Origin of the sequence: Pseudomonas sp. CFBP 13710 (assembly GCF_014842235.1) — a bacterium.
Classification (GTDB): Bacteria; Pseudomonadota; Gammaproteobacteria; order Pseudomonadales; family Pseudomonadaceae; genus Aquipseudomonas; species Aquipseudomonas baltica.
The window spans coordinates 118,911-143,068 of the sequence record NZ_JACYVJ010000004.1 but is presented as its reverse complement, the minus strand read 5'-3'; the positions used below and the strand labels follow the sequence as shown (position 1 = coordinate 143,068).

At 60.2% G+C, this 24,158-nt stretch carries 19 protein-coding genes; 13 read left to right on the top strand and 6 right to left on the bottom strand.

Translation table 11 applies throughout. From position 1 onward, the window contains the following. Positions 1-82 precede the first annotated feature (82 nt). Positions 83-895 carry a bifunctional DNA-formamidopyrimidine glycosylase/DNA-(apurinic or apyrimidinic site) lyase gene (mutM, locus tag IFT44_RS11600; protein ID WP_122480529.1) on the bottom strand — a complete coding sequence of 271 codons (813 nt, stop codon included), beginning with the start codon at positions 893-895 and terminating at the stop codon, positions 83-85. A gap of 186 nt (positions 896-1,081) precedes the next feature. On the opposite strand from mutM, the gene IFT44_RS11595 reads away from it, so the two are divergent. The 3 genes from IFT44_RS11595 (at position 1,082) to IFT44_RS11585 (ending at position 6,126) form a co-directional block, all read left to right on the top strand. After that, the gene (locus tag IFT44_RS11595) at positions 1,082-2,278 is read left to right on the top strand and encodes a class I SAM-dependent rRNA methyltransferase (protein ID WP_122480530.1); all 1,197 of its coding nucleotides are present in this window, start codon (positions 1,082-1,084) and stop codon (positions 2,276-2,278) included. Between the two features lie 408 nt (positions 2,279-2,686). Next, positions 2,687-4,528, top strand: coding sequence for a dihydroxy-acid dehydratase (gene ilvD / locus IFT44_RS11590; RefSeq protein ID WP_122480534.1), 1,842 nt, complete (start codon positions 2,687-2,689; stop codon positions 4,526-4,528). Between the two features lie 206 nt (positions 4,529-4,734). Continuing rightward, positions 4,735-6,126 carry an L-cystine transporter gene (locus IFT44_RS11585; RefSeq protein WP_192175936.1) on the top strand — a complete coding sequence of 464 codons (1,392 nt, stop codon included), beginning with the start codon at positions 4,735-4,737 and terminating at the stop codon, positions 6,124-6,126. A 58-nt stretch (positions 6,127-6,184) separates the two neighbouring features. Here the strand turns inward: IFT44_RS11585 and IFT44_RS11580 are convergent, their stop codons facing one another. Beyond that, complete coding sequence (locus IFT44_RS11580) at positions 6,185-6,697, bottom strand: dihydrofolate reductase (protein WP_122480536.1); 513 nt, start codon at positions 6,695-6,697, stop codon at positions 6,185-6,187. 65 nt (positions 6,698-6,762) lie between these two features. Here IFT44_RS11580 and IFT44_RS11575 point away from each other — a divergent pair, with 65 nt between their 5' ends. Further along, positions 6,763-8,142, top strand: coding sequence for a DUF2868 domain-containing protein (locus IFT44_RS11575; RefSeq protein ID WP_192175935.1), 1,380 nt, complete (start codon positions 6,763-6,765; stop codon positions 8,140-8,142). After that, entirely contained in the window at positions 8,135-9,493 is a 1,359-nt protein-coding gene (locus IFT44_RS11570) for a DUF3482 domain-containing protein (RefSeq protein ID WP_122480538.1), read from the top strand. The genes IFT44_RS11575 and IFT44_RS11570 overlap by 8 nt, the downstream gene beginning before the upstream one ends. A 287-nt stretch (positions 9,494-9,780) precedes the next feature. Here IFT44_RS11570 and IFT44_RS11565 read toward each other — a convergent pair whose 3' ends face one another. Beyond that, positions 9,781-12,045: a heavy metal translocating P-type ATPase gene (locus IFT44_RS11565; protein ID WP_192175934.1), complete on the bottom strand. Its 2,265-nt coding sequence runs from the start codon at positions 12,043-12,045 to the stop codon at positions 9,781-9,783. Between the two features lie 85 nt (positions 12,046-12,130). Between IFT44_RS11565 and cadR the strand changes: the two genes are divergently transcribed. From cadR to IFT44_RS11530, 7 genes are all read left to right on the top strand, one after another. Beyond that, positions 12,131-12,580, top strand: a complete 450-nt coding sequence (cadR, locus tag IFT44_RS11560; RefSeq protein ID WP_192175933.1) for a Cd(II)/Pb(II)-responsive transcriptional regulator — start codon at positions 12,131-12,133, stop codon at positions 12,578-12,580. Between the two features lie 294 nt (positions 12,581-12,874). Further along, entirely contained in the window at positions 12,875-13,174 is a 300-nt protein-coding gene (locus tag IFT44_RS11555; RefSeq protein WP_090355550.1) for a helix-turn-helix domain-containing protein, read from the top strand. Then, positions 13,171-14,436 carry a type II toxin-antitoxin system HipA family toxin gene (locus IFT44_RS11550; RefSeq protein WP_192175932.1) on the top strand — a complete coding sequence of 422 codons (1,266 nt, stop codon included), beginning with the start codon at positions 13,171-13,173 and terminating at the stop codon, positions 14,434-14,436. The genes IFT44_RS11555 and IFT44_RS11550 overlap by 4 nt, the downstream gene beginning before the upstream one ends. Before the next feature lie 96 nt (positions 14,437-14,532). Continuing rightward, positions 14,533-15,009: a GNAT family N-acetyltransferase gene (locus IFT44_RS11545; protein ID WP_185794893.1), complete on the top strand. Its 477-nt coding sequence runs from the start codon at positions 14,533-14,535 to the stop codon at positions 15,007-15,009. A gap of 287 nt (positions 15,010-15,296) precedes the next feature. Beyond that, positions 15,297-17,222, top strand: a complete 1,926-nt coding sequence (locus IFT44_RS11540) for an IucA/IucC family protein (RefSeq protein WP_192175931.1) — start codon at positions 15,297-15,299, stop codon at positions 17,220-17,222. Then, positions 17,212-18,402 (top strand): MFS transporter, encoded by a 1,191-nt coding sequence (locus tag IFT44_RS11535; protein WP_122480544.1) that lies wholly within the window; start codon positions 17,212-17,214, stop codon positions 18,400-18,402. Before IFT44_RS11540 ends, IFT44_RS11535 begins: the two co-directional genes overlap by 11 nt. Positions 18,403-18,424: 22 nt before the next feature. Further along, positions 18,425-20,533 (top strand): TonB-dependent receptor, encoded by a 2,109-nt coding sequence (locus IFT44_RS11530; protein WP_122480545.1) that lies wholly within the window; start codon positions 18,425-18,427, stop codon positions 20,531-20,533. A gap of 120 nt (positions 20,534-20,653) precedes the next feature. On the opposite strand, the gene IFT44_RS11525 is transcribed toward IFT44_RS11530, so the two are convergent. From IFT44_RS11525 to IFT44_RS11515, 3 genes are read right to left on the bottom strand one after another with little or no spacing between them, the layout of a single operon-like run. Next, positions 20,654-21,625, bottom strand: coding sequence for a thymidylate synthase (locus IFT44_RS11525; RefSeq protein WP_185794890.1), 972 nt, complete (start codon positions 21,623-21,625; stop codon positions 20,654-20,656). Between the two features lie 53 nt (positions 21,626-21,678). After that, a complete protein-coding gene (lgt, locus tag IFT44_RS11520) occupies positions 21,679-22,491 on the bottom strand; it encodes a prolipoprotein diacylglyceryl transferase (protein WP_192175930.1) in 813 nt (270 codons plus the stop codon). Positions 22,492-22,500: 9 nt separating this feature from the next. Then, positions 22,501-23,286, bottom strand: a complete 786-nt coding sequence (locus tag IFT44_RS11515) for a sulfite exporter TauE/SafE family protein (protein WP_122480548.1) — start codon at positions 23,284-23,286, stop codon at positions 22,501-22,503. Positions 23,287-23,407: 121 nt separating this feature from the next. Here IFT44_RS11515 and IFT44_RS11510 point away from each other — a divergent pair, with 121 nt between their 5' ends. Beyond that, positions 23,408-24,151 (top strand): NRDE family protein, encoded by a 744-nt coding sequence (locus IFT44_RS11510; protein ID WP_192175929.1) that lies wholly within the window; start codon positions 23,408-23,410, stop codon positions 24,149-24,151. Positions 24,152-24,158: the final 7 nt, after the last annotated feature.

Genomic DNA, 24,158 nt, shown 5'->3' with positions numbered 1-24,158 from the left:
GACTGCGATTTGCGATGGGGTCATCAGGGCTAAAAGTAACTATATCAGTTGCCCGCCGTTGTGCAGGCCGCGCGCAGCCGGATCATGTCTGGCAGCGCGGACAATACACGCTGGCACGCTGGCCCAGCTTGACCTCGCGCAGAGTGGTACCGCAGACCTTGCACAGCTGCCCACCGCGGCCATAGGCGAACAATTCCTGCTGAAAGTAGCCCGGCTGTCCATCTCCGCCGATGAAGTCGCGCAACGTGGTACCACCGCGTTCGATCGCGTAGGCCAGGATGCGCTTGATCTCGACCGCCAGGCGCAGGTAGCGGCCGCGCGATATGCCCCCTGCCGCGCGGCGCGGGTCGATACCGGCGGCGAACAGCGCTTCGGTCGCGTAGATATTACCCACCCCGACCACCACCGCGTTGTCCATGATGAACGGCTTGACCGCCATGCTGCGGCCACGCGACAGCTGAAACAGCCGTTCGCCGTCGAACAGCTCGGTCAACGGCTCGGGCCCCAGACCCTGGAGCAATGTGTGGTTGAGCGCATCCAGGCTCCAGAGCATGGCGCCGAAACGCCGCGGATCGGTGTAGCGCAAGGCCATGCCCGATTCCAGCTCGATGTCGACATGCTCGTGCTTGAGCGCCGGCAGGCCGGCTTCGACCAAGCGCAGGTTGCCCGACATGCCCAGGTGGCTGATCAAGGTGCCGACTTCGGCGTTGATCAACAGGTACTTGGCCCGCCGCTCGACGGCCACGATCCGCTGCCCGGACAACCGCGCATCCAGATCTTCGGGTATCGGCCAGCGCAGGCGCCGGTCGCGGACGATCACGCGGCTCACGCGCTGCCCTTCCAGGTGCGGGGCAATGCCCCGGCGAGTGGTTTCTACTTCGGGTAATTCAGGCATGGGGCCCCTGATGCGAAACGCGGATCGATAGGCAACCGTGCCCCAGGCTCGACGCCCCGGACACCATGGGGATTCTAACTGTTAAGGTCCGCAGCGCCCACCGTGCGCACCGGGTCATTTGTCGAATGAGCCGTCGGCGACGGGGACGGCAGGTTATACTCCCGCTCTTTTTTCCGGAGCGACTTCATGTCCCTGCCCAGCCTTCGCCTCAAAGCCAACGCCGACCGCCGCCTGCGCGCCGGACACCTGTGGGTCTACAGCAACGAGATCGACGTGGCCGCCACTCCGCTGAACGGGTTCCAGGCGGGCGATCAGGCCATTCTCGAAGCGGCGGGTGGCAAGCCCCTGGGCGTGGTTGCAATGAGCCCGAACAACCTGATCTGCGCTCGCTTGCTGTCGCGCGACGTCAAGCTGAGCCTGGACAAGTCGCTGCTGGTGCACCGCCTCAACGTGTGTCTGTCGTTGCGCGAGCGCCTGTTCGACAAGCCGTTCTATCGCCTGGTATTCGGTGATTCAGACCTGCTGCCGGGCCTCGTGGTGGATCGCTTCGGCGACATCCTGGTGGTGCAGCTGGCTTCGGCCACCATGGAACGCTACAAGGCCGATGTCATGGCCGCATTGATCCAGGTGATCAAACCCAGCGGCATTCTGTTCAAGAACGACTCGGCCGCGCGTGATGCCGAAGGCTTGGAACGCTACGTGGAAAGCGCCTTTGGCGTGGTGCCGGAATGGGTCGCCCTGGAAGAGAACGGCGTGAAGTTCGAAGCGCCGGTGATGGAAGGCCAGAAGACCGGCTGGTTCTACGACCACCGCATGAACCGCGCGCGCCTGGCGCCGTACGTCAAGGGCAAACGCGTGCTCGACCTGTTCAGCTACATCGGCGGCTGGGGCGTGCAGGCCGGTGCCTTCGGCGCCAGCGAAGTGTTCTGCGTCGACGCTTCGGGCTTCGCCCTGGACGGCGTCGAGCGCAATGCCGCGCTCAATGGCTTCGCCGAAAAAGTCACCTGTGTGGAAGGCGATGTGTTCGAAGCCTTGAAAGAGCTGAAGGCCGCCGAAGAACGCTTCGACGTGATCGTGGCTGACCCGCCCGCGTTCATCAAGCGCAAGAAAGACCTGAAGAACGGCGAAGGCGCGTACCGCCGTCTCAACGAGCAAGCCATGCGCCTGCTCAGCAAGGACGGCATTCTGGTCAGCGCGTCGTGCTCCATGCACCTGCCCGAAGACGACCTGCAGAACATCCTGCTGACCAGCGCCCGCCACCTGGACCGCAACATCCAGCTGCTGGAACGCGGCGGCCAGGGCCCGGACCATCCGGTGCACCCAGCGATTCCGGAAACGCGGTACATCAAGAGCATTACGTGCCGGTTGTTGCCTAATAGCTGATGCAGCGACGTTTTTGACGCGGCTTGCGCCGCTGCTACAGAGAATTGTGTCTCCCGTGGGAGCGGTCATCGGCCGGGAAAAGGACGACGCGCACTGGCTGATGCACCGCGGCGCTTGGTTCGCGGCCACGGACCGCTCCTACGGAGAATCAAGAGGGCCTGGCTGCGTCAGGCCTTACTGCCGATTACTTGCCCTGCCCCACGTTCCATCCTTCCCCCATGGGTGTAGAATCGCCCTACTCATCGCCAATCATCCCCCGGCGGGTTTATGAGCTCGGCCGAACGCGTGGCGATCCCGCAGCGTTACCGGCCTCATCCGCAAGCACGGCAACACACCGCCCGAGCGTGCCGCGGACCAGGAAAAGCTCAATCCCTCATTGCAACCCGATTAGCCGCCCGGAGTCGTTCCATGCCTGACTATCGCTCGAAAACGTCCACCCACGGTCGCAACATGGCCGGTGCCCGCGCGCTGTGGCGTGCCACTGGCATGAAGGACGACGATTTCAAGAAACCGATCATTGCCATCGCCAACTCGTTCACCCAGTTCGTGCCGGGGCATGTACACCTCAAGGATCTCGGTCAGCTGGTTGCACGCGAAATCGAGCGCGCCGGCGGCGTGGCCAAGGAATTCAACACCATTGCCGTGGACGACGGCATTGCCATGGGCCACGACGGGATGCTGTATTCCCTGCCCAGCCGCGAGATCATCGCCGACTCGGTCGAGTACATGGTCAACGCCCACTGCGCCGATGCCATCGTGTGCATCTCCAACTGCGACAAGATCACTCCTGGCATGCTGATGGCCGCCTTGCGCCTGAACATTCCGGTGATCTTCGTTTCCGGCGGGCCAATGGAAGCCGGCAAGACCAAGCTGGCCAGCCACGGCCTGGACCTGGTCGACGCCATGGTGATTGCCGCCGACGATACCGCTTCGGATGAAAAGGTCGCCGAATACGAGCGCAGCGCCTGCCCGACCTGCGGTTCGTGTTCAGGCATGTTCACCGCCAACTCGATGAACTGCCTGACCGAAGCCCTGGGCCTGGCCCTGCCGGGCAACGGTTCCACCCTGGCGACCCACAGTGATCGCGAGCAGCTGTTCCTGCAGGCGGGCCGCACCATCGTCGAGCTGTGCAAGCGCTACTACGGCGAGAACGACGAGTCGGTCCTGCCGCGCAATATCGCCAACTTCAAGGCATTCGAAAACGCCATGATGCTGGACATCGCCATGGGTGGTTCGACCAACACCATCCTGCACCTGCTGGCCGCTGCCCAGGAAGCCGAGATCGAATTCGACCTGCGCGACATCGATCGCCTGTCACGTACCGTGCCGCAGCTGTGCAAGGTCGCGCCGAACATTCAGAAGTACCATATGGAAGACGTGCACCGCGCTGGCGGCATCTTCAGCATCCTCGGCTCGCTGGCCCGTGGCGGCCTGCTGCACACCGACCTGCCGACCGTGCACAGCCGCAGCATGGCCGAAGGCATCGCCAAGTGGGACATCACCCAGACCACCGACGAAGCGGTGCACCACTTCTTCAAGGCCGGCCCCGGTGGCATACCGACGCAAACTGCCTTCAGCCAGTCGACCCGCTGGGACACCCTGGACGACGACCGCGAAAACGGCTGCATCCGCAGCTTCGAACACGCCTACTCCCAGGAAGGTGGCCTGGCCGTGCTCTACGGCAACATCGCAATGGATGGCTGCGTGGTGAAGACCGCCGGCGTGGATGAGTCCATCCACGTGTTCGAGGGCAACGCCAAGATCTTCGAAAGCCAGGACAGCGCGGTGCGTGGCATCCTCGCCGACGAAGTGCAGGCCGGTGACATCGTGATCATCCGCTACGAAGGCCCCAAGGGTGGGCCGGGCATGCAGGAGATGCTGTACCCGACGTCGTACCTCAAGTCCAAGGGCTTGGGCAAAGCCTGCGCGCTGCTCACCGACGGACGTTTCTCGGGCGGCACGTCCGGTCTGTCGATCGGCCATGCATCGCCTGAAGCGGCGGCAGGTGGTGCCATTGGCCTGGTGCAGGACGGCGACAAGGTGCTGATCGACATTCCCAACCGCTCGATCAACCTGCTGGTGGACGATGCCGAACTGGCTGCCCGTCGTGCCGAGCAGGACAAGAAAGGCTGGAAGCCGGTCGAGGTGCGCCCACGCAAAGTGACCACCGCACTCAAGGCCTATGCCCTGCTGGCCACCAGCGCCGACAAGGGCGCGGTACGCAACAAGGCGATGCTCGACGGGCTGTAAGACGTCCTTCGCTGGCAGGACACTGTGGCCGGTCTTCACGCAACCTCTGGTGAAGACCGGCCTCTTGCCGTGCAGGCCCATACGCTTATTCCAAAAACGCCTAACGATCTTCCATTCCGATATTAATTACCTTTCGATTCAGGGTGTTAGCATTCGCGATTGACCAGCGTCCGTAGAGCCGCGGTCGTCAATCTTTCGGAGCTGACATGAACCTGCCCCTGCTGTTGAACCTGCTGATCTTCGCGGCATTGCTGCTGGGTCTGGCACAAACGCGTCGCACCGACTGGAGCCTGGCCAAGAAGGTCTTGCTGGGCCTTGCCTTGGGCGTTCTGTTCGGTATCGGCCTGCACACCGTCTACGGTGCCGGCCACCCTGTGCTCAAAAGCACCATCAGTTGGCTGGAACTGGTCGGCAACGGCTATGTGCAACTGTTGCAGATGATCGTCATGCCACTGATCTTCGCGTCCATCCTCAGTGCGGTGGCCCGTCTGCACAATGCCTCTTCGCTGGGCAAGATCAGCTTCCTGACCATCGGCACGCTGCTGTTCACCACCGCAATCGCAGCACTGATTGGTATCGGCCTGACCAACCTGTTCGGCCTGACCGCCGAGGGCCTGGTGGCCGGGACTCAGGAAACGGCACGTCTGGCGACGATCCAGAGCGACTACGCGGGCAAGGTGGCCGACCTCAATGTGCCGCAACTGCTGCTCTCGTTCATTCCACAGAACCCCTTCGCCGACCTGGCACGGGCCAAACCCACGTCGATCATCAGCGTGGTGATCTTTGCCGCGTTCCTGGGCATGGCGGCTTTGCAGCTGTTCAAGGACGATGCCGACAAAGGGGCGAAAGTGCTGGGTGCGATCGACGTGCTGCAGGCCTGGGTGATGCGCCTGGTGCGGCTGGTGATGAAGCTGACGCCCTACGGTGTGCTGGCCCTGATGGCCAAGGTGGTCGCCAGTTCCAACGTCCAGGACATCGTCAAGCTGGGCAGTTTCGTGGTGGTATCGTACGTCGGCCTGGCATTGATGTTCGCGGTGCACGGGCTGCTGCTGAGCCTGGCCGGGGTCAATCCGCTGCGGTTCTTCCGCAAGGTGTGGCCGGTGCTGACCTTTGCCTTCACCAGCCGCTCGAGCGCGGCGACCATTCCACTGAGCATCGAAGCGCAGACTCGTCGCTTGGGCGTACCTCAAGCGATCGCCAGCTTCGCCGCCTCCTTTGGCGCGACGATCGGCCAGAATGGCTGCGCTGGCCTGTATCCAGCCATGCTGGCGGTGATGGTCGCGCCCACGGTTGGGATCAACCCACTCGACCCGCTGTGGATCGCCACGTTGGTGGGCATCGTCACCCTGAGTTCGGCCGGTGTGGCAGGGGTGGGCGGCGGCGCGACCTTCGCTGCATTGATCGTACTGCCGGCCATGGGCTTGCCGGTCACCCTGGTGGCGCTGCTGATTTCAGTCGAGCCACTGATCGACATGGGCCGCACGGCACTGAACGTGAGCGGGTCGATGGCGGCGGGCACCATTACCAGCCAAGTGATGGGTCAGACCGACCAGGCTTTGCTGGCAGCCGATGAGCACAAGGAACTGGCTTCGGCGTAACCGCTGCTGCCTGTTCGCGGGCGCCCTCTCGAACAGGCGGCGCGAACAGGCCATCCGATCATCTGCGCGCCCATACCTCGAACGTGTAGGCCGGCTTGTCGTCGACCGCTTCGTTGGGCACGCTCGACACCCTCTGCCATCGGTTCTCGTCGAACTCGGGAAACCAGGCATCCCCTTCCGGGTGCAAGGCTACCCGCGTCAGGTACAGGCGATCCGCCTGAGCAAGGCCCAGCTCATACAGCTGCGCGCCACCAATGAGCATCACTTCCTCGGCGCCCTGTTCGCGAGCCCAGGCTTCGGCACGCTCGATGGCCGCCTGCAGCGAAGTGAACACTTCGGCACCCGGCAGTTGCAGGTCCGGCTGTCGGCTGACCACCAGGTTCAGGCGCCCCGGCAGTGGTCGGCCGAGCGAGTCCCAGGTCTTGCGACCCATGATGATGGGCTTGCCCAGGGTGGTTGCCTTGAAATATTTGAAATCCCCCGGCAGGTGCCAGGGCATGCTGTTGTCGATGCCGATCACGCGGTTCTCGGCGAGTGCCGCGATCAGGCTTAAAGGGAGAGATGTCTTCATGGCCGGCAGAATAGCAGAGCCTCCTTGGGTTATGCTCACGACGAATCGGCCGCCTGGAAAAACGCGTGAGCGCACCCACTGCATTGCATCGACTCTGGCTCAGTGAAGCCATCCGCCTGCGCGAAGAGCAGGCAGGCCCCCTGGAAGACCTGGAAGCCAACCGCCGCGCACGTCAGCATGGCGGCGACCTGGCCGCGCGCATCGAGCACCGTGCTCTACTGCTGGCCGAACGTGATGGCCAGCGTCAGGCCCTGGGCCACTGGTTGCAGGGTGCGCGACTGGCGATGCTGCTGCTGGGCGTACTGGCCGTGTTCAGCGGCGCGGGCCTGGCATTCGCGGCGCTGGGCGATGGTCTGCAGCCCGTCAACGTGTTCTGGGCGCTGGGCAGCCTGTTGGGGCTTAACCTCATTTTGCTGCTGAGCTGGCTGCTGGGGCTGGTCGCGTCCGGTGGACACGGTGCGGCGCTGGGCCGACTGTGGTTGTGGCTGAGCGAGAAACTGGCGCGTGATGCGCAAGCCGTGCATCTGGCACCGGCGCTGGTACTGCTGCTGCAGCGGCGGCGACTCAACCGCTGGGCCTTGGGCACACTGGTGCATGGGTTGTGGCTGCTGGCCTTGCTGAGTGCGCTGGCCGTGCTGCTGTTGCTGCTGGCGACCCGGCGCTATGGTTTCGTCTGGGAGACTACCATTCTGGGCGCGGACACCTTCATCAACCTGACTCGGATGTTGGGCGCCGTGCCCGCGCTGCTGGGTTTCAGTGTGCCGGACATCGACATGATCCGCGCCAGTGGCGATCAGGCGACCAACATCGAAGGCGCACGCCAGGCCTGGGCCGGTTGGCTGGTCGGCGTGCTGCTGGTGTTCGGTATCGGCCCGCGCCTGGTGCTGGCCGCGTTCTGCCAATGGCGTTGGCGCCGAGGCCGCGCGGGTTTGACCCTGGATACCAGCCTGCCCGGCTACAGCCAGTTGCGCGAACGGCTGATGCCCAGCAGCGAACGCTTGGGCGTGCGCGATGAGGCGCCAGATGCGTTGCCGCATGTCACCACTCAAGCAGCCAGCGAATCGAGCAGCGGCGCTGTATTGGTAGCACTGGAACTCGACGGCCAGCATCCGTGGCCGCCTGCCCTGGCGCCCGACATTCAGGATGCCGGCGTGCTCGACAGCCGCGAGTCGCGCCAGCGGCTGCTGGAACAGATGACCCGCTTTCCGCCCGCGCGGCTGGTGATCGCCTGCGATCCGCGGCGCTCGCCGGATCGCGGCAGCCTCGGCCTGATTGCCGAACTGGCCAGGTGCGCCAACGTTACCCGAGTGTGGTTGTTACCCGCGCCACCCGGCCAGGCCCTCGACCCACAACGCCGTGGAGATTGGCAGGCGGGGCTGGATGCACTGGGCCTGCCGGTCGATGAATCGACCCCGTTGAGCTGGCTGGAGACAGGCCATGAGTAAGCCCCTGACCCTGGCCGTGGTCGGCCATACCAACGTCGGCAAGACTTCGCTGCTGCGTACGCTTACCCGCGACGTGGGTTTTGGCGAAGTGTCACACCGGCCCAGCACCACACGACATGTGGAGGGCGCACGTCTTTCGGTGGATGGCGATGCCTTGTTGGAGCTCTACGACACCCCTGGGTTGGAAGATGCCATTGCCTTGCTGGAATTCGTGGAGCGTCTGGATCGCCCCGGCGAGCGTCTCGACGGTCCGGCGCGGGTCGAGCGGTTTCTGCAGGGCAGCGAAGCCCGTCAACGCTTCGAGCAGGAGGCCAAGGTGCTGCGCCAGTTATTGGCTTCCGATGCGGGCTTGTACGTGATCGACGCACGCGAGCCGGTGCTGGCCAAGTACCGGGATGAGCTGGAAGTGCTGGCCAGCTGCGGGAAACCGCTACTGCCAGTGCTCAATTTCGTCAGCAGCAGCCTGCAGCGCGAGGGGGATTGGCGCGAGGCCCTGGCCCGCCTTGGTTTGCATGCCTTGGTGCGCTTCGACAGCGTGGCGCCGCCCGAAGACGGTGAACGGCGTCTTTATGAAAGCCTGGCGTTGCTGCTGGAGCATTCCCGTCCGGCCCTGCAGCGGCTGATCGACGATCAACAGGCACAACGGCTGGCGCGCCAGGGCAGCGCGCGGCGGTTGATTGCCGAACTGCTGATCGACTGCGCCGCCTGTCGTCGCAGCGTTACCAGTGACGCCGCGGCGGGCGCCATCGAAGACCTCCGCCAAGCGGTGCGCACACGCGAGCAGCGCTGCGTGGAAACGTTGCTGAAACTGTATGCCTTCCGCAGCCAGGATGCCTCGGCAGGCGGCCTGCCGCTGTCGGATGGGCGCTGGGGAGACGATCTGTTCAACCCCGATACGCTCAAGCAGCTGGGGGTGAAGGTCGGCGGCGGCATTGCGGCCGGCGCAGCGGCTGGCGCGGGCGTCGACCTGCTGGTGGGCGGTTTGACCTTGGGCATGGCGGCCATCGCTGGGGCCATTGCCGGCGGCGCGCTGCAAACCGCACGGGGCTATGGCGCGCGCTTGCTGGGCAAGTTCAAGGGCGAGCGCGAACTGACCGTGGACGACAATGTGCTACGGCTGCTGGCGTTGCGCCAACAGCAATTGGTCAAAGCCCTCGATGCCCGTGGCCATGCCGCCATGGGCACCATCGAAGTGGCGGCGCCACAGGAGCAGACCTGGCGCGAAGGCAAGCTGCCCGAAGCCCTGAACAAGGCCCGCGCCTATCCGCAATGGTCCTCGCTCAACGGCCACAAGCACCTGAGCCAACGCGAGCGCGAAGAGCAGATCGAGGCGCTGGCCCAGCAGCTCTGACAACCCCGTAGGAGCGGCCAGTGGCCGCGAAAGGAACGGCGCGGTATGTCAGATGCATCGGGGTAACCCTTTCGCGGCCGATGACCGCTCCTACGCTGAGATCCGCAGTGCCACGAACCTTGTAGGAGCGGCCAGTGGCCGCGAAAAGAGCGCCGCGGTATGTCAGATGCATCGGGGGGGCCTTTCGCTGCCGATGACCGCTCCTACGGTGAGATCCGCAGTGCCACGAACCCCGTAGGAGCGGCCGGTGGCCGCGAAAAGAGCGCCGCGCAGTCACGGGTGCAACGTCACTTGCGCAGCAACCGCAGCCCGTTGAACACCACCAACAGGCTTACGCCCATGTCGGCAAACACTGCCATCCACAGCGTTGCCATACCGGCCACGGTCATCAGCAGAAACACTGCCTTGATCGCCAGGGCCAGTACGATGTTCTGCAGTAACACGGCGCGGGTCTGCCTCGACAGCCGAATGAACGCCGGTATCTTGCGCAGATCATCGTCCATCAACGCGACATCGGCGGTTTCGATCGCGGTATCGGTGCCCGCTGCCGCCATGGCGAAACCGATCTCGGCCCGCGCCAGCGCCGGCGCATCATTGATGCCGTCACCGACCATGCCAACCCGATGTCCTTGGGCGTACAGCTGTTCCACGGCCTTGAGCTTGTCGGCAGGCAACAGATCGCCAATGGCCTGATCGATACCCACTTGGGCGGCAATCGCCTTGGCAGTGTGCGGGTTGTCCCCGGTCAGCATCACGGTCTTGATGCCCAGCGCATGCAACTGGGCAATGGCCTCGCGGCTGGTCTGCTTGACGGTATCGGCCACAGCGAACAGCGCCACCGGACCCTGCGGGCCCAGCAATACCACGACCGATTTACCTTCGCGCTCCAGCTGATCGAGTTGCGCTTCCAGCGCCGGGGAGCACTGACCCAGCTCTTCCACCAAGCGATGGTTGCCCAGGTGATAGGTCTGCCCTTCCACCTGGCCCTTGATGCCTCGCCCAAGCAAGGCCTCAAAGTTGTCCAAGGCCAGGGCCGCCCCATTTGCGTCAGCAGCAATCGCTCGCGACACAGGATGGTCCGAACGTCCCGCCAACGCCTGAGCAATCGCCTGTGCCCGGCCTTCGAAGGCGGAATCGAGCAGCGCGTAATCGGTCTGCACCGGCTTGCCATGGGTCAGCGTGCCGGTTTTGTCCAGGGCCAGATAGTCCAGTTTGTGACCACCTTCCAGGTACACGCCGCCCTTGACCAGGATGCCTTTGCGCGCAGCCGCAGCCAGCGCACTGACGATGGTAACCGGGGTAGAAATGACCAGCGCGCAGGGACAGGCGACCACCAGCAGTACCAGCGCACGGTAGATCCAGTCGAACCAGGCGCCGAAACCTACCAGCGGCGGTACCACAGCGATCAGCAGAGCCAGGGCAAACACCACCGGCGTATAGATCCGTGAAAAGTTATCCACAAAGCGCTGAGTGGGTGCCCGCGCGCCCTGCGCCTGCTCGACCGCATGGATGATACGCGCCAGTGTCGACTGGCCAGCCGCGGCAGTGACCTGAAACTCCAGCGAACCCGCCTGATTGATGGTGCCGGCGAACACCTTGTCGCCAACGCCCTTCTCCACCGGCAGGCTTTCACCGGTAATGGGCGCCTGATCGATGCTGGATTGACCGGAAATCACTTCACCATCAAGACCGATGCGTTCCCCTGGACGCACACGCACGATGGCCTCCAGAGCGACGGTCTTGACGTCCTGTTCCAGCCATTGGCCATCGGCCTGGCGCACGGTGGCCGTGTCCGGCGTGAGGCGCATCAGACCGCCAATCGCATTGCGCGCACGATCCAGGGACTTGGCCTCGATCAATTCGGCCACGGTGAACAGGAACATCACCATCGCCGCTTCCGGCCACTGGCCGATCAGCACCGCACCGGTCACCGCGATGCTCATCAACGCGTTGATATTGAGGTTGCCGTTCTTCAGCGCGATCCAGCCCTTGCTGTAGGTGCCCAGGCCGCAACTGGCAATCGACACCAAGGCCAGCAATGCCACGACCCAAGTCGGCGCCGCCTGGGTGAAATGGACCACTTCGGCCGCGACCGCCGTCACGCCTGACAGCGCCAGCGGCCACCAGGGCTTGCGCGGCGTCGGCAGCGCACTGGCGGCAGGCTCGTCTCCGTTGATGGGTTCGGCATGCATGCCCAACGATTTGATGGCGCTCTCGATCGCCTGGGTATCGGGCAGCGAATGGCGCACGCCAAGCACGCGGTTGATCAGATTGAAATCCAGCTGCTGCACACCGGCCAACTTGGCCAGCTTGTTCTGGATCAATGTCTGCTCGGTCGGACAGTCCATGGCTTCGATGCGGAACTGGCTCAGCCGTGCATCCTGGCTGTCGCCGGGTGCCAGCTGGACGGTCGACGGTGCAGTCGACTTGCTCGAGCAGCAGTGGCTCGACGGTGCGGAGCTTGGCTGGTGCTCGTGCTCATGCTCGTGCTCGTGCTCGTGCTCGTGCTCGTGCTTATGATCGTGGGCATGGCCGGAGGTGGGGTGGCTCATTGGTCGCAATTCCCTGAAGTGCAGGTTGCCAAGTGAACACTCTGTAGCCACTATAGGGTCAAGCACCTTTTTGCAGGTCATCAGCATGAAAATCGGGGAACTGGCGAAAATCACCGACTGCCAGGTCGAAACCATCCGCTACTACGAACGCGAACACCTATTGCCCCTGCCGGCCCGCAGCAATGGCAACTACCGCCTCTACACCCAGGCCCATGTCGAGCGACTCACCTTCATACGCAATTGCCGCATCCTCGACATGACCTTGGATGAAATTCGCAACCTCCTGACCCTGCGCGACAGTCCTCAAGATCAATGCCAGAGCGTCAACGACCTGATCGACGAGCACATTCATCACGTCAAGGCACGCATAGACGGCCTGGTCGCGCTGCAGGAACAACTCGTGGCCCTGCGCCAGAAATGCCACGACGGCACTGCCGAAGAACACTGCGCAATCCTTCAGCGCCTGGAAATCAGCGGCGCCGTCACCGTTCCCGATGCCGAACACTCCCATGTAGGCCGCAGCCACGGGCATTGAACGACTGAACACAGCCTGTGGGAGCGGGCTCTGCCCGCGAAAAGAGCACTGCGTTTCGTCAGCCATACCGCGGCGCGGCCTTCGCGGGCAGAGCCCGCTCCCACAGGAGATTACACAACCTCGTAGGAGCGGTCTGCGGCCGCGAAACAAACGTCGCGGCTCATCGGATACACGCTCCCATTCGAATCTTGTGTGAAGTGTGAGAAGTGTGAGAAGTGTGAGAAGTGTGAGAAGTGTGAATAATATATGACTCATTAAATTTGACATGAACCATATACAGCTCATACTCAACCCATGCTAACCACACTTCTGCAACAGATCCGCAACCGCCGCCAACAACTGGGCCTTCAGATCCAGGACATGCCCTTGCGCACAGGCCTCACCCGCCAGCAATACGGAAAGATCGAAAAAGACGGCAACCCGCGCCTCAACACCCTCGACCTGATTGCCGAAGGCCTGGACGCCAGCATGGTCCTGGTACCCAAGGATCAACTCAAGCTGATCGAAAAGATCCTGGCAGGCGCACCGGTGTACTTCGAGGACGATCGCCCTGTGGATAACTATCCGGAAAATCCTTGGGACGATCTGCCATGAGTATCGAGACCGTAGCGGCCTTGAAGCTGACGCTGCATTCGCAACTAGTCGGTTATGTCACCGGCCATTCGAATGGCAAGAATGTACTTACCTTGGCGCCGGATTACATCGATGATCCACACCGCCGCACGCTGACCTTATCTCACCTCAATCCGGGCATATTCAGGCGTCAACTGGCAAACAAACACCCCTACATCACCCATCACCGGCTGCACCCGGTGTTGAGCAATCTACTTCCGGAAGGCGCGCTGCGTGGCCTGGTTGCGCAAGCCATGAAAGTGCATCCAGACAGCGAATTTCCCTTGTTGAGCTGGCTCGGTCAGGACTTGCCGGGTGCATTGGTCGCCACTCCCGTATCTGCCGAACACATACCCGCCTATGCGCTGGGCAACCACGGCAAGATCACTCCAGTATCCATCGACACACCCGACCATCGCTCGCATTTCTCGCTGGCCGGCGTACAGATGAAATTCTCCATGCACGACCGGGATGGTCGTTACATAACCGCAGACCCCACGGCGCCGGGAGACTGGATCATCAAGACGCCTCCCACCGTTCATCCATTCGTGCCGCTCAACGAATACACCTGCATGAAACTGGCACAACTGGCAGGCGTCGACATTCCTGAAATACGCCTGGTCGGCATGGACATGATCGACAGCCTGCCCGCAATCAACCTACCCGACGAGCAATGGGCCTATGGCATTCGTCGTTATGATCGGCTTGCTGGAGGTCAGCGCGTTCATTCAGAAGACTTCGCCCAGGTGCTTTACGCCTACGCACACGATAAATACCGCAGCGGCCGTTATGAACAGATCGCCAAATTGCTCTACACCCAGACCCGCCATGGCCAACGGGATGTCACGCAAATGGCTGTGCGTTTGCTGGTCAATGTGCTCCTGGCCAACGGCGACGCGCATCTGAAGAACTGGAGCCTGATCTATCCGGACACTTTCAGCGCAGAACTGTCCCCGGCTTACGACATCGTCGCGACCAAGGTATTTATTCCCGGCGAGAGCCAGTTTGCGTTGAACATGGCCGATACCAAAGCCTGGTATGACGTCTCGCTCGAACACTTCAAACGATGGGCCGAGACCTCTGGAATACCTTGGCGACCCGTGCTCGTTCATCTACGAGAAACACTGGACGCAGCACGAACGCTGTGGCCTGAGGCCCTAGCGGCCAGCGTCATGAAGCCAAACCAGCAAGCGATCCTGCGCCAGCATTGGAAACAGCTGCATGCGGATTTTCGGATCTCTTAAATGAATCAGCGAGCAAGGTTTTGAAACAATGCTGGTTTCGCTATTGCAAAGCCTGCCTATAGGTTCGTTGCACATGTCCAACAAAAAGAACCTGTCATGAATCGCACCGCAACCCCCTTTCAAATATCAGATCTGCGCACTGAACCTGGTTTTCTTGCCATCGTGGGCGAGCGGCTGTGGCAAGCCTGGTGGAAGGAAGACGGCCAAACCTTGGAAGATGTGCTGACGCTTCTGGAAGACAGCCTGCGTTCCAAGCCCATTCCCACCACTTTGGTCGCTCATGCAGGTGAGCGGTTCATGGGCACGGTATCGCTGATCGTTTCGGACATGGATGAACGAGTGCAGTATTCGCCCTGGCTGGCGGCGCTGTGGGTGGAGGCCGAGAGCCGCAATGAGGGCGTCGGGGCGGCATTACTCACAGCCGGAATGCAGAAAGCGAAAGCTGAGGGTGTCGAGCGGGTCTATCTATGTGCTGTCGAGGAAAAGTCGGCGTACTACGGGCGGCTTGGCTGGGAGCAGATCGAGACTGACGTTGGGGGGATGAATATCTTCATGAAAATGTCGAAGGAGTAAGGTCGGAAAGTCTGTAGGGCTGGCATATGCCAGACTTCGATGTTGTTACCTGACCAGAACGCTCGCCGCCCCGTCTTGAAAACCGTAAAGACCTTTGCGAAGACACGCAACTCTATCCATTCATCACCTAATCCGACGAAAAACCTGCGTTTGTGAAGGAAATGGCGCAAGGCATCCTAAAGCATAGGTTTCGGAAATGCCTTACGTGATAATAGGAATCATTACGTTTTATCGAGTTGCTTTACGCTATACGCTTTGATCTTCATTTCAAGGATGTGAGGGTGCCCATGACGTCGGCTCGAATCGGAACGCAACAAGCCGTTCTATCCCGCTGGATAAAAGCCTTAGATACGGAAGCTTTTAAACGTCGAGGTATAGGTCTCAGTGATCTAGTAAATGCGGCGCCCATCGCCTTGGAACATTCTTGCCAACGCTTGATCCAGGCGATGTTTCGGGAAAAACTTCTGGATTCTTCAGCGCTTAGTGCCTGTGCGGATGGAACCACATGCTTGGCTATCTCAGGGCGTGGTCGTATACGCTTTGACTCACTCAAGTCAGGGCCCATGGGGAGCTGGACGATAACAGGGAAGGTTTCGGTCGAAAACGTACAAGGCGTGGTAAAACCTGTCGAACTACCCTCCGATCTTCTGGAACTAATATACGATCATCTTACGGTGCATAACAGTAACTGCACCTTCGCAAGGATTGAGTCCGAAATCAACGATAGCTTTGCGAATGATATTTTGTGCATAGCATTCCAACGCCGTTGGGCATCACAACTTAGCAATATCGCCAAGCATGATGGCTATAGAAACACGCTGGACTGGCTCCACTCAAATCCTCAAAACTCGAATCCTACAGCCTTACTGGAGCAATGGGGTACCCTCGGACATCCTTGGCATCCAAATTACAAAACCAAGCTGGGTTTGGACATCTCTCAGATCATCGACTTTTCCCCAGAGTTCGAAGCTAGACTTCCGGTGATGCTGGCTGCGTTGCGCACTGACGTGTGTTACATAGAGTCAATGGATCCTGTTGAGAGCCATACAAAGTGGTGGCAACAACGTTTTCCAAAAGCGGCTGAAGAGTGGAAGCAAGCCCTTATAAAACTTAAACTAAAGCCCGATGATTACACGCCCATTCCGGTTCACCCCTGGCAAGCGACTACGGAACTCCCGAATTTATTTCCTGATGAAATTCGTCAGCATATGCTGGTGATTACCGATGTGACAGCGTTTACGGGCCATCCAACGATGTCATTCAGAACCGTAATACCAGATGGCAGGAGGAAAGCCCCATTAGTAAAACTTCCAGTCTCGCTAAGGCTGACCAGTGTGCAGAGAACAATCTCACCCCGCTCTGTACGGATGGGACCACGAGTAAGCAGACTATTACAAGAAATGCACGAAATTGAGCCGACCCTTATCCACTACCTGAAGATCATTCCAGAGCGCGTGGGCATCCAATATGAACCAGCACAATCGGATGACGATCGCGCGCGGCATATAGCAGCCATATTCAGAGACAATCCTGCAGATCTGGTTGATGACGGCGAACTGGCGATCCCGGTGGGCAGCCTATTTGCAATGGACGCGTCTGGCAGGCCGTTATTGGAACAGTGGATTGAGTTACGCTACAACTCCAATGAGCCTGACGCCGCTTTGAAATTCTACAAAGAATACATTTCAATGGCACTCCCTGGGCTTCTGGGATTCTATCTGATTTTCGGTGTCGCGTTTGAGGCACACCAACAGAACAGCTTCGTGATATTAGGCACCGGCCAACAGCCCAGCAAGCTCCTGATCCGCGACTTTGGTGACATCCGAATAGATCGTCAGGCATTCAATAAACATGCTTTGAATATTCAACTGCATGACCCTCACATGACACTGTTCGATGATTCTAACCATGTGAGAGACAAATTCATTCACACGACCCTGATGTGCCACATTGGTGAACTCTCTCTGCTCTGCGCACGGCAGTGGCGTATTCCCCATGCTGTGCTGTGGAATGCCCTGACTAAGGAAATAGAATCTGTGTTCTACCAATTCAGGTCAAAAGTAGACGCTCAACGCTGGGAAGCAGAGCGCCAGGCTATCCTTTTTGAGGACTGGCCTGCAAAAGCATTTCTGCGCATGCGGCTGGAAGAAAATTCGAAAGATATTGTTGAAAGGATACCCAATCCACTGCGCACGCACAGCAATGCACGCTGACCATAAAGCGATTTTTCTCCTCGTTGCGATCCAGGCACTGTCGATGGGTGCTTTGGAAATGAGTGGCCCTTTCTGGCCTTTGCATATAAAAGCTCTTCTAGGTCCAGCATCTCAGGAACACTTGGCATTCTTCACAATGGGAGTATATGCAGGCCCCTTGGTAGCGGCAATGCTGCTGAGCCCGCTATGGGCTCGCTACGGAGACCGGGTCGGGCACAAAGCGATGATCTTGCGCGCACTTCTTGCGCTGAGCATATTCCAAGGCGCAGTGGCATTTATCTCAGACCCGACAACTTTGGTCATAACTCGTAGCATCCAAGGCGGACTTGCAGGGTTCTTGGTAGCCGCACAGGCCTATGCTTTGTGTTGTTGTCACGAGTTTAACAAAGCCAAAACATTGGCTTTACTTCAATCAGCAACTGCAATCGGTTCTTTGGTTGGTCCAGTCGTAGGCGGATGGTTGATTGACAAATATGACTTCAAACACATTTGCAGTGTAGCTGCATACGTTTGCCTAGCCTGTGCAATAGGCGGCGCGTTCTTGACCAACCATCGCCCGCAGGCTTATAGGTACCGCCAACGAGGGCCTGTGATCAGGCTCGATAGAAAGTGGCTTGCTGGGTTGTTATCAGTCATGTTTTTTTTGCAAGCGGCTAAAGTAATCTCTCAGCCTTTCTACTCACTTTATGTACTGGAGGTACTGAATGCACCTGGGTGGCTTATTGGAATTACTTATGCCGCAAGCGCAGCAACCCTTGCAGTCTCCGCGCCATTATGGGGGAAACTGTTTGATCATCATTCACATAGCCAGACGCTCAGGCTGATCGAAGGTATCGCATGGCTCTGTGCACTTACTATGGCAATAACAATATTCGCACAAGGTTGGCTAAGTTTCTTGATAACACGTTTGGTTTGGGGCGTATGGCAAGGAGCTTTGCTGCCTGTCACTTACGCAATTATTGCTCAGACAATCGATTCAACCCAGCGTGGATTCGTGATGGCGCTTGGTAATAGTGCAGCCAAGGCAGGGTCGCTGTTGGGCATCGCCTTGGGCGCTTCAACGCTGGCATGGATGCCCCTCGCTCAAAGTTTTTGGATCGTGGCTGCAACCTATGTTGCAGCGGCCATAGCCATTCGGCTCATGCGCAAAAGGACTGGCGCGCCACGGAGTATCTCCTAGTTTCCAACTAAAAGGACTTTGTATGCCCTACACGATTAGACCTGTCTGGCTTTTGACGATACTGACTCTGTGCACGGACTCGCGCGCCAGTGAAATGGAAAAAGAGGCCTTCCTGAGTCTTGACGCCAGTGTGGTCTCAGCCACCAGAACACAGGCGAGCATCGCTTCGATTCCAGGCTCGATCCAAGTGATCGATGAGTACCAGATCAGACAACAGGCAGGCACCGGTCGCCGCCTTTCGGATGTGCTTGGTCAGCTTGTACCCAGCCTTTCGCCTTCTAGCGGTGGCATGAGCAATTTTGGCCAAACGCTTCGGGGAAGGAACATGTTGGTCTTGATTGACGGGGTTTCCCAGAATGCTACTAGAGACAATTTCCGACAGCTGAACAGTATTGCTCCCAACAGCATAGAGCGTATCGAAGTCATATCTGGAGCGACCAGTATCTACGGCGCAGGTGCGTCAGGTGGCATCATCAATATCATCACCAAACGCAACTCTGATGCCGATTTATTGCTGCACAGTAAAATCGGACTGACATCTCCCGATACCCTACATCGTGGAGGGCTCGCCTATGAATTCTTCCAGAGCGCAACTGGCCGGCACGGTCCGCTGGACTGGTATGGCTCTGGCAATCTCATTCAGCGCAACGATCAATACGATGCAAGCCACGCGCGTATACCTCAAGACACGTCGCAGGGTAGCAGCATGGACACTCAAACCTATGACCTGCAGACCCGGTGGGGACTTGCTTTGGGGGAAGACCGTAATCTGACCCTGTCTCTGCAGGACTATAAGGACCGTCAGGACACTGACTACACCAAAGACCCTCGAAACAAGACCCGTCCAGTAGCTGTGAAGGGGCTGTATCTGAAGGAACAGCCTTACACGCATAATCAAGCGATCAATCTGAACTACAGAGAGGGGGACTTTTACGGCCAGACAGTGCAACTCGAAACCTATTGGCGTAAGGCCGATGCGCGTTTTTTCCCCGACCGCAAACGCGGACACGCCGGCGTTGCCAGCACCACCAGCACGCAGAATGTATACGGCCTTCGCGCGGCAGTGGAAACCGAGCTTCCCGGCATCGGCGCCAGTAGCGGAGATCTTGTGTGGGGTGCGGACTATAGCAACGAACACGCACGTCAACGTGGCGACCACTACCTGGTGGATGGGCTGACCTATCGAAAAACTGGAATTCGTTACGAATTGGGGCCTGACTTGACTACTCAGACACGCGCGCTATTTGCCCAGTCCGCATGGTATTGGGGCGACTGGACGCTTCGAGGGGGCGTTAGACACGAGCGGATCAATAGCGAGATAGCGGACAGCATTGCCTATGGCGAGATCGTTCAAACCGGCCAGCGCGCTGTACTCCCCGGGGACACGCTTGATTACAACGCCACGCTCTACAATCTGGGTATGGTGTATCAGCTCACTGATCAACAGAACGTTTTTACGAATTTCAGTCAGGGATTCTCTTTGCCTGATATTCAGCGTTTCATGCGGGACGTCACCAGCAGCTTCGATATCCAAACTCTCAACGCCCAAGCCATAAAGGTCGATAGCTACGAGCTGGGCTGGCGAGGTGATTGGAGCAACTGGCAAGGCCGCGTAAGCGCTTATCAGAACACATCGGATGTTACGCAGTTCTACGATGCCCAAGCACGCGTACTGCGGCTGATCAACCAACGTGAACGTGTGCGAGGCTTTGAAATGAGTGTTGACCACTCACTCAACGAACAATGGAGAGCGGGCGGCACCTACGCCTGGACAAAAGGCGAGACATACCAGCGAGGTAAGTGGCTGGACCTTCCCGCTACCCGGATTGCACCGCCCAAAACCACCGCGTATGTCAGCTATCAATCAAGCACCTACGACCTGCGCGCCCAAGCCATGCGACTCAGCAGCTATGGCGCCGCTGCGCGAGACCACAACGGTCGCAGAACCAAGGGCTATCTGACGATGGATCTGATAGGCGGCGTTGCACTCCCGGTCGGCCGTCTGGAAGCAGGCGTTTACAACGCGACTAACACGAAATACCAGACGCTGCTTACCCAAGCCAATGCCACCGCGCCTTATGCAAATGCGCAAGGGCGAACGCTGAGCCTGGCCTATTCGGCCGATTGGTAGGGTTGGGACCTGACTTGTCGCGAACGCCGAAATTGCTGCGGTACGTCACGCCTCCTGCAGCCAAGTCTTGCCCGCCGCCAGACCGATTCCAGGGGGGTTCTCGCCTTCAGTGGAGACCGATCACACCGCCATCGGTGCAGTCAGTGGTGCGTGGTGTTCGTACCCTTCCAAGGTAAAGTCGCTGGGTTCGATCAGCTCCAGCCACTCCGGTTGGTACACGCCAGTCTTGGCGAACTCGGGCACGCGGTCGGAGATCACCAGCTTGGGGGCCGGCAGCGGCTCGCGCTTCATCTGCTCGTTGAGCATGTCCAAGTGGTTTTCGTACACATGGGCGTCGCCGATGAAGTAGGTGAACCAGCGTGGCGTATAGCCTGTCAGGCGACCGACCAGGGACAGCAGCGCGGCGCCTTCGGTGAGGTTGAACGGCGTGCCCAGGCCCAGGTCATTGGAGCGGATGTACAACGTCAGCGAGATCTCGCGGGTTTCCGGGTTGGGGTGGAACTGGTACAGCAAATGGCAAGGCGGCAGGGCCATCTCGTCGAGTTGAGCGCAGTTCCAGCCGTGGAACAGGATCCGCCGGCTGCCGGGGTCCTTGATGATGGTGTCGACGCATTGGCGAATCTGGTCGATGGCCTTGTACAGCACCACAAAGCCTTCCCCGTTTTCTTCGGCCTGGGCAATCTGCAGATATCCCTGGCTGGTGGCCAGTTCGATCGCCGCTGGGTTGCTCAGGGCGATGCGCTTGTAAGCCGGCCACTGGCGCCACTGCACGCCATAGATCTCGCCCAGGTCGTCTTCACCCTGGCGGAACGGGTTGGCCAGCCATTGAGCGTTCTCGTTGGCGTTCTGGTCCCAGACCTTGCAGCCAAGGGCGCGGAATTCGGCGGCATTGTTGACCCCGCGCAAAAAACCGACCATTTCGCCGATGGCCGACTTGAACGCCAGCCGCCGGGTAGTGATCGCTGGAAAGCCTTCCTGCAGGTCGAACCGCAGCATGGCACCCGGGAAACTGATGGTGCGCACGCCGGTGCGGTTGCTTTGCAAGGTGCCGTTCTTGATGACGTGGGCGACCAGTTCCAGATATTGCTTCATGACTTACCTGCATCGTTCAGGGCGCAACCGCAGTCACGCCCAGGCAAAAAGAATCAAACGGCCGGACGTGAAGCCGCCGGCACGCGGTGATAGGCCCACCAGATCAACCCCAGGCCGCCCAGGATCATCGGCAGACACAGCACTTGTCCCATGGTCAGCCAGCCCCACGCCAAGTAGCCCAGCTGCGCATCGGGCACCCGGACGAATTCGACGATGAAACGGAAGATTCCGTAGAACAGCGCGAACATGCCCGATACCGCCATGGTCGGCCGCGGTTTGCGCGAGAACAGCCAGAGAATGATGAACAGCGCGACGCCTTCCAGGGCAAACTGGTAGAGCTGCGAGGGGTGACGAGGCAACTGCGCCGGATCGCTGAAAGGCGGAAAGATCATCGCCCATGGTACGTCGGTGGCCTTGCCCCACAGCTCGGCGTTGATGAAGTTGCCGATACGCCCGGCGCCCAGCCCGATCGGCACCAGCGGCGCGATGAAGTCCATCAGTTGGAAGAACGATTTGTCGTTCTTCCTGCCGAACCACCAGGTCGCCAGCATCACGCCCAGCAGCCCGCCATGGAACGACATGCCGCCCTTCCACACCTCGAATATCAGAGTCGGGTTGGCGATGTATTGCTCCAGGTCGTAGAACAGCACGTAGCCGAGGCGGCCGCCGACGATCACCCCCATTGCGCACCAGAACACCAGGTCCGAGAGCTTTTCCTTGGTCCAGGTCGGGTCGAAACCGTTGAGCCGGCGCGAAGCCAGCAACCAGGCGCCACCAATGCCCACCAGGTACATCAAGCCGTACCAGTGGATTTTCAGCGGTCCGATGGCCAGGGCCACCGGGTCGATCTGCGGGTAAGGCAGCATTGCGATTCCTCAGCTAAGCAAAAAACTCATGCCGACGCTGAACAGCAGCGCGGCGAACAGGCGTTTGAGCACACGTGGCGATAACTTGTGCGCCAGGCGTGCCCCGTATTTGGCGAAAAACATGCTGGTGATGGCGATGCCCGCCAAGGCCGGCAGGTAGACGAATCCGAAACTATGCGCTGGCAGGCCCGGCTCGTGCCAGCCCAGCACCATGAAACTTGTCGCGCTGAACAGGGCGATCGGCAGGCCGACCGCCGAGGACGTCGCGACGGCCTGCTGCATGGACACGCTGCGCCAGGTCAGGAACGGCACGGTCAACGAGCCGCCACCGATACCAAATATGGCCGAAGCCCAACCGATCACCGTGCCGGCCACGCCCAGCCCCAGTTTGCCGGGTACCTGACGGGTGGCCTTGGGCTTGAAGTCCAGCGCCATCTGCACGGACACCAGCACGGCGAATACGCCGATGATTTTCTGCAGGTGCGGGCCCTGGATCAGCGACGCGGTGAACGCGCCGATGCCTGCGCCTACCACGATACCCAGGGTCATCCAGCCGACCACTGGCCACTGCACCGCTTTCATCCGGTGGTGGGCACGAATGGCATTGATCGAGGTGAACACGATGGTGGCCAGCGAGGTGCCCACCGCCAGGTGCGTCAGTACCGAGGCATCGAAGCCCTGCAAGGTGAAGCTGAACACCAGCACTGGCACGATGATGATACCGCCGCCCACGCCGAACAGGCCGGCCAGCACGCCAGCGCAGGCACCGAGCAGTAGATACAGCGCGAATTCCATGGTTGCCCCCGTAAACAGTTCGGCATGGTACCGGAACCGGTGCCCCACGCTCCACCTTGCAGCGATGGATAGGCGCGCCGGGGATCGGTAGAGTGAAGCCAAACTACAAGGATTTCCACGTATGTGCCTGATCGTTTTCACCTGGCAGCCCGGTGATGCCCACCCGCTGGTGCTGGCGGGCAACCGTGACGAATTCCATGCACGGCCCACGGCGCCCCTGTCCCCGTGGCGGGAACACCCTGGCGTTCACGCCGGGCGGGATCTGGAAGCCGGCGGTACCTGGCTGGGCATCGGGCCCGAGCAGCGCATCGCCGCCCTGACCAATATCCGCCGACCTGGCCAGCCGCCCGCTCGGCGCTCCAGAGGTGATCTGGTCGCAGGCTTTCTCACCGGCACAGGGTCGATCGACGAGTACCTGCAGCGTGTCATGGACCGCCTGGACGAATATGCCGGATTCAATCTGCTGCTCGGCGATGGCCAGCGCCTGTGCTACCTGCACTCGGCCGCGGGCTCCCCGCAGTATCTGTCGGCGGGCACCTATGGGTTGTCCAATGCCGGGCTCGATACGCCATGGCCCAAGCTGGTGAAGGCCCGTCAGGGGCTAGAGGCATTGGGCAGCCAGCCCCATGCGCTGCTGGACATGCTGGCCGACCCGGCCCAGGCGCCCGAGCATGCATTGCCCGACACCGGCGTGGGCCTGGCCACCGAGCGGTTGCTGTCGAGCGTATTCATTACCGGCGCCAGCTACGGAACTCGGGCCAGCACCGTGGTCATCGTCGATGCCGCAGGTCGTCGGGAAATGATCGAGCGCAGCTTCGGCCCACTGGGCAGCGCACTGGGCGAAGTGCATCTGCAATCGGTCTAGCCAGTTG

Bases quoted from the DNA above. Each gene is read 5' to 3' on its own strand.
- mutM (WP_122480529.1), bottom strand. From the start codon at position 895: ATGCCTGAATTACCCGAAGTAGAAACCACTCGCCGGGGCATTGCCCCG.
- IFT44_RS11595 (WP_122480530.1), top strand. From the start codon at position 1,082: ATGTCCCTGCCCAGCCTTCGCCTCAAAGCCAACGCCGACCGCCGCCTG.
- ilvD (WP_122480534.1), top strand. From the start codon at position 2,687: ATGCCTGACTATCGCTCGAAAACGTCCACCCACGGTCGCAACATGGCC.
- IFT44_RS11585 (WP_192175936.1), top strand. From the start codon at position 4,735: ATGAACCTGCCCCTGCTGTTGAACCTGCTGATCTTCGCGGCATTGCTG.
- IFT44_RS11580 (WP_122480536.1), bottom strand. From the start codon at position 6,697: ATGAAGACATCTCTCCCTTTAAGCCTGATCGCGGCACTCGCCGAGAAC.
- IFT44_RS11570 (WP_122480538.1), top strand. From the start codon at position 8,135: ATGAGTAAGCCCCTGACCCTGGCCGTGGTCGGCCATACCAACGTCGGC.
- IFT44_RS11565 (WP_192175934.1), bottom strand. From the start codon at position 12,045: ATGAGCCACCCCACCTCCGGCCATGCCCACGATCATAAGCACGAGCAC.
- cadR (WP_192175933.1), top strand. From the start codon at position 12,131: ATGAAAATCGGGGAACTGGCGAAAATCACCGACTGCCAGGTCGAAACC.
- IFT44_RS11555 (WP_090355550.1), top strand. From the start codon at position 12,875: ATGCTAACCACACTTCTGCAACAGATCCGCAACCGCCGCCAACAACTG.
- IFT44_RS11550 (WP_192175932.1), top strand. From the start codon at position 13,171: ATGAGTATCGAGACCGTAGCGGCCTTGAAGCTGACGCTGCATTCGCAA.
- IFT44_RS11545 (WP_185794893.1), top strand. From the start codon at position 14,533: ATGAATCGCACCGCAACCCCCTTTCAAATATCAGATCTGCGCACTGAA.
- IFT44_RS11540 (WP_192175931.1), top strand. From the start codon at position 15,297: ATGACGTCGGCTCGAATCGGAACGCAACAAGCCGTTCTATCCCGCTGG.
- IFT44_RS11535 (WP_122480544.1), top strand. From the start codon at position 17,212: ATGCACGCTGACCATAAAGCGATTTTTCTCCTCGTTGCGATCCAGGCA.
- IFT44_RS11530 (WP_122480545.1), top strand. From the start codon at position 18,425: ATGCCCTACACGATTAGACCTGTCTGGCTTTTGACGATACTGACTCTG.
- IFT44_RS11525 (WP_185794890.1), bottom strand. From the start codon at position 21,625: ATGAAGCAATATCTGGAACTGGTCGCCCACGTCATCAAGAACGGCACC.
- lgt (WP_192175930.1), bottom strand. From the start codon at position 22,491: ATGCTGCCTTACCCGCAGATCGACCCGGTGGCCCTGGCCATCGGACCG.
- IFT44_RS11515 (WP_122480548.1), bottom strand. From the start codon at position 23,286: ATGGAATTCGCGCTGTATCTACTGCTCGGTGCCTGCGCTGGCGTGCTG.
- IFT44_RS11510 (WP_192175929.1), top strand. From the start codon at position 23,408: ATGTGCCTGATCGTTTTCACCTGGCAGCCCGGTGATGCCCACCCGCTG.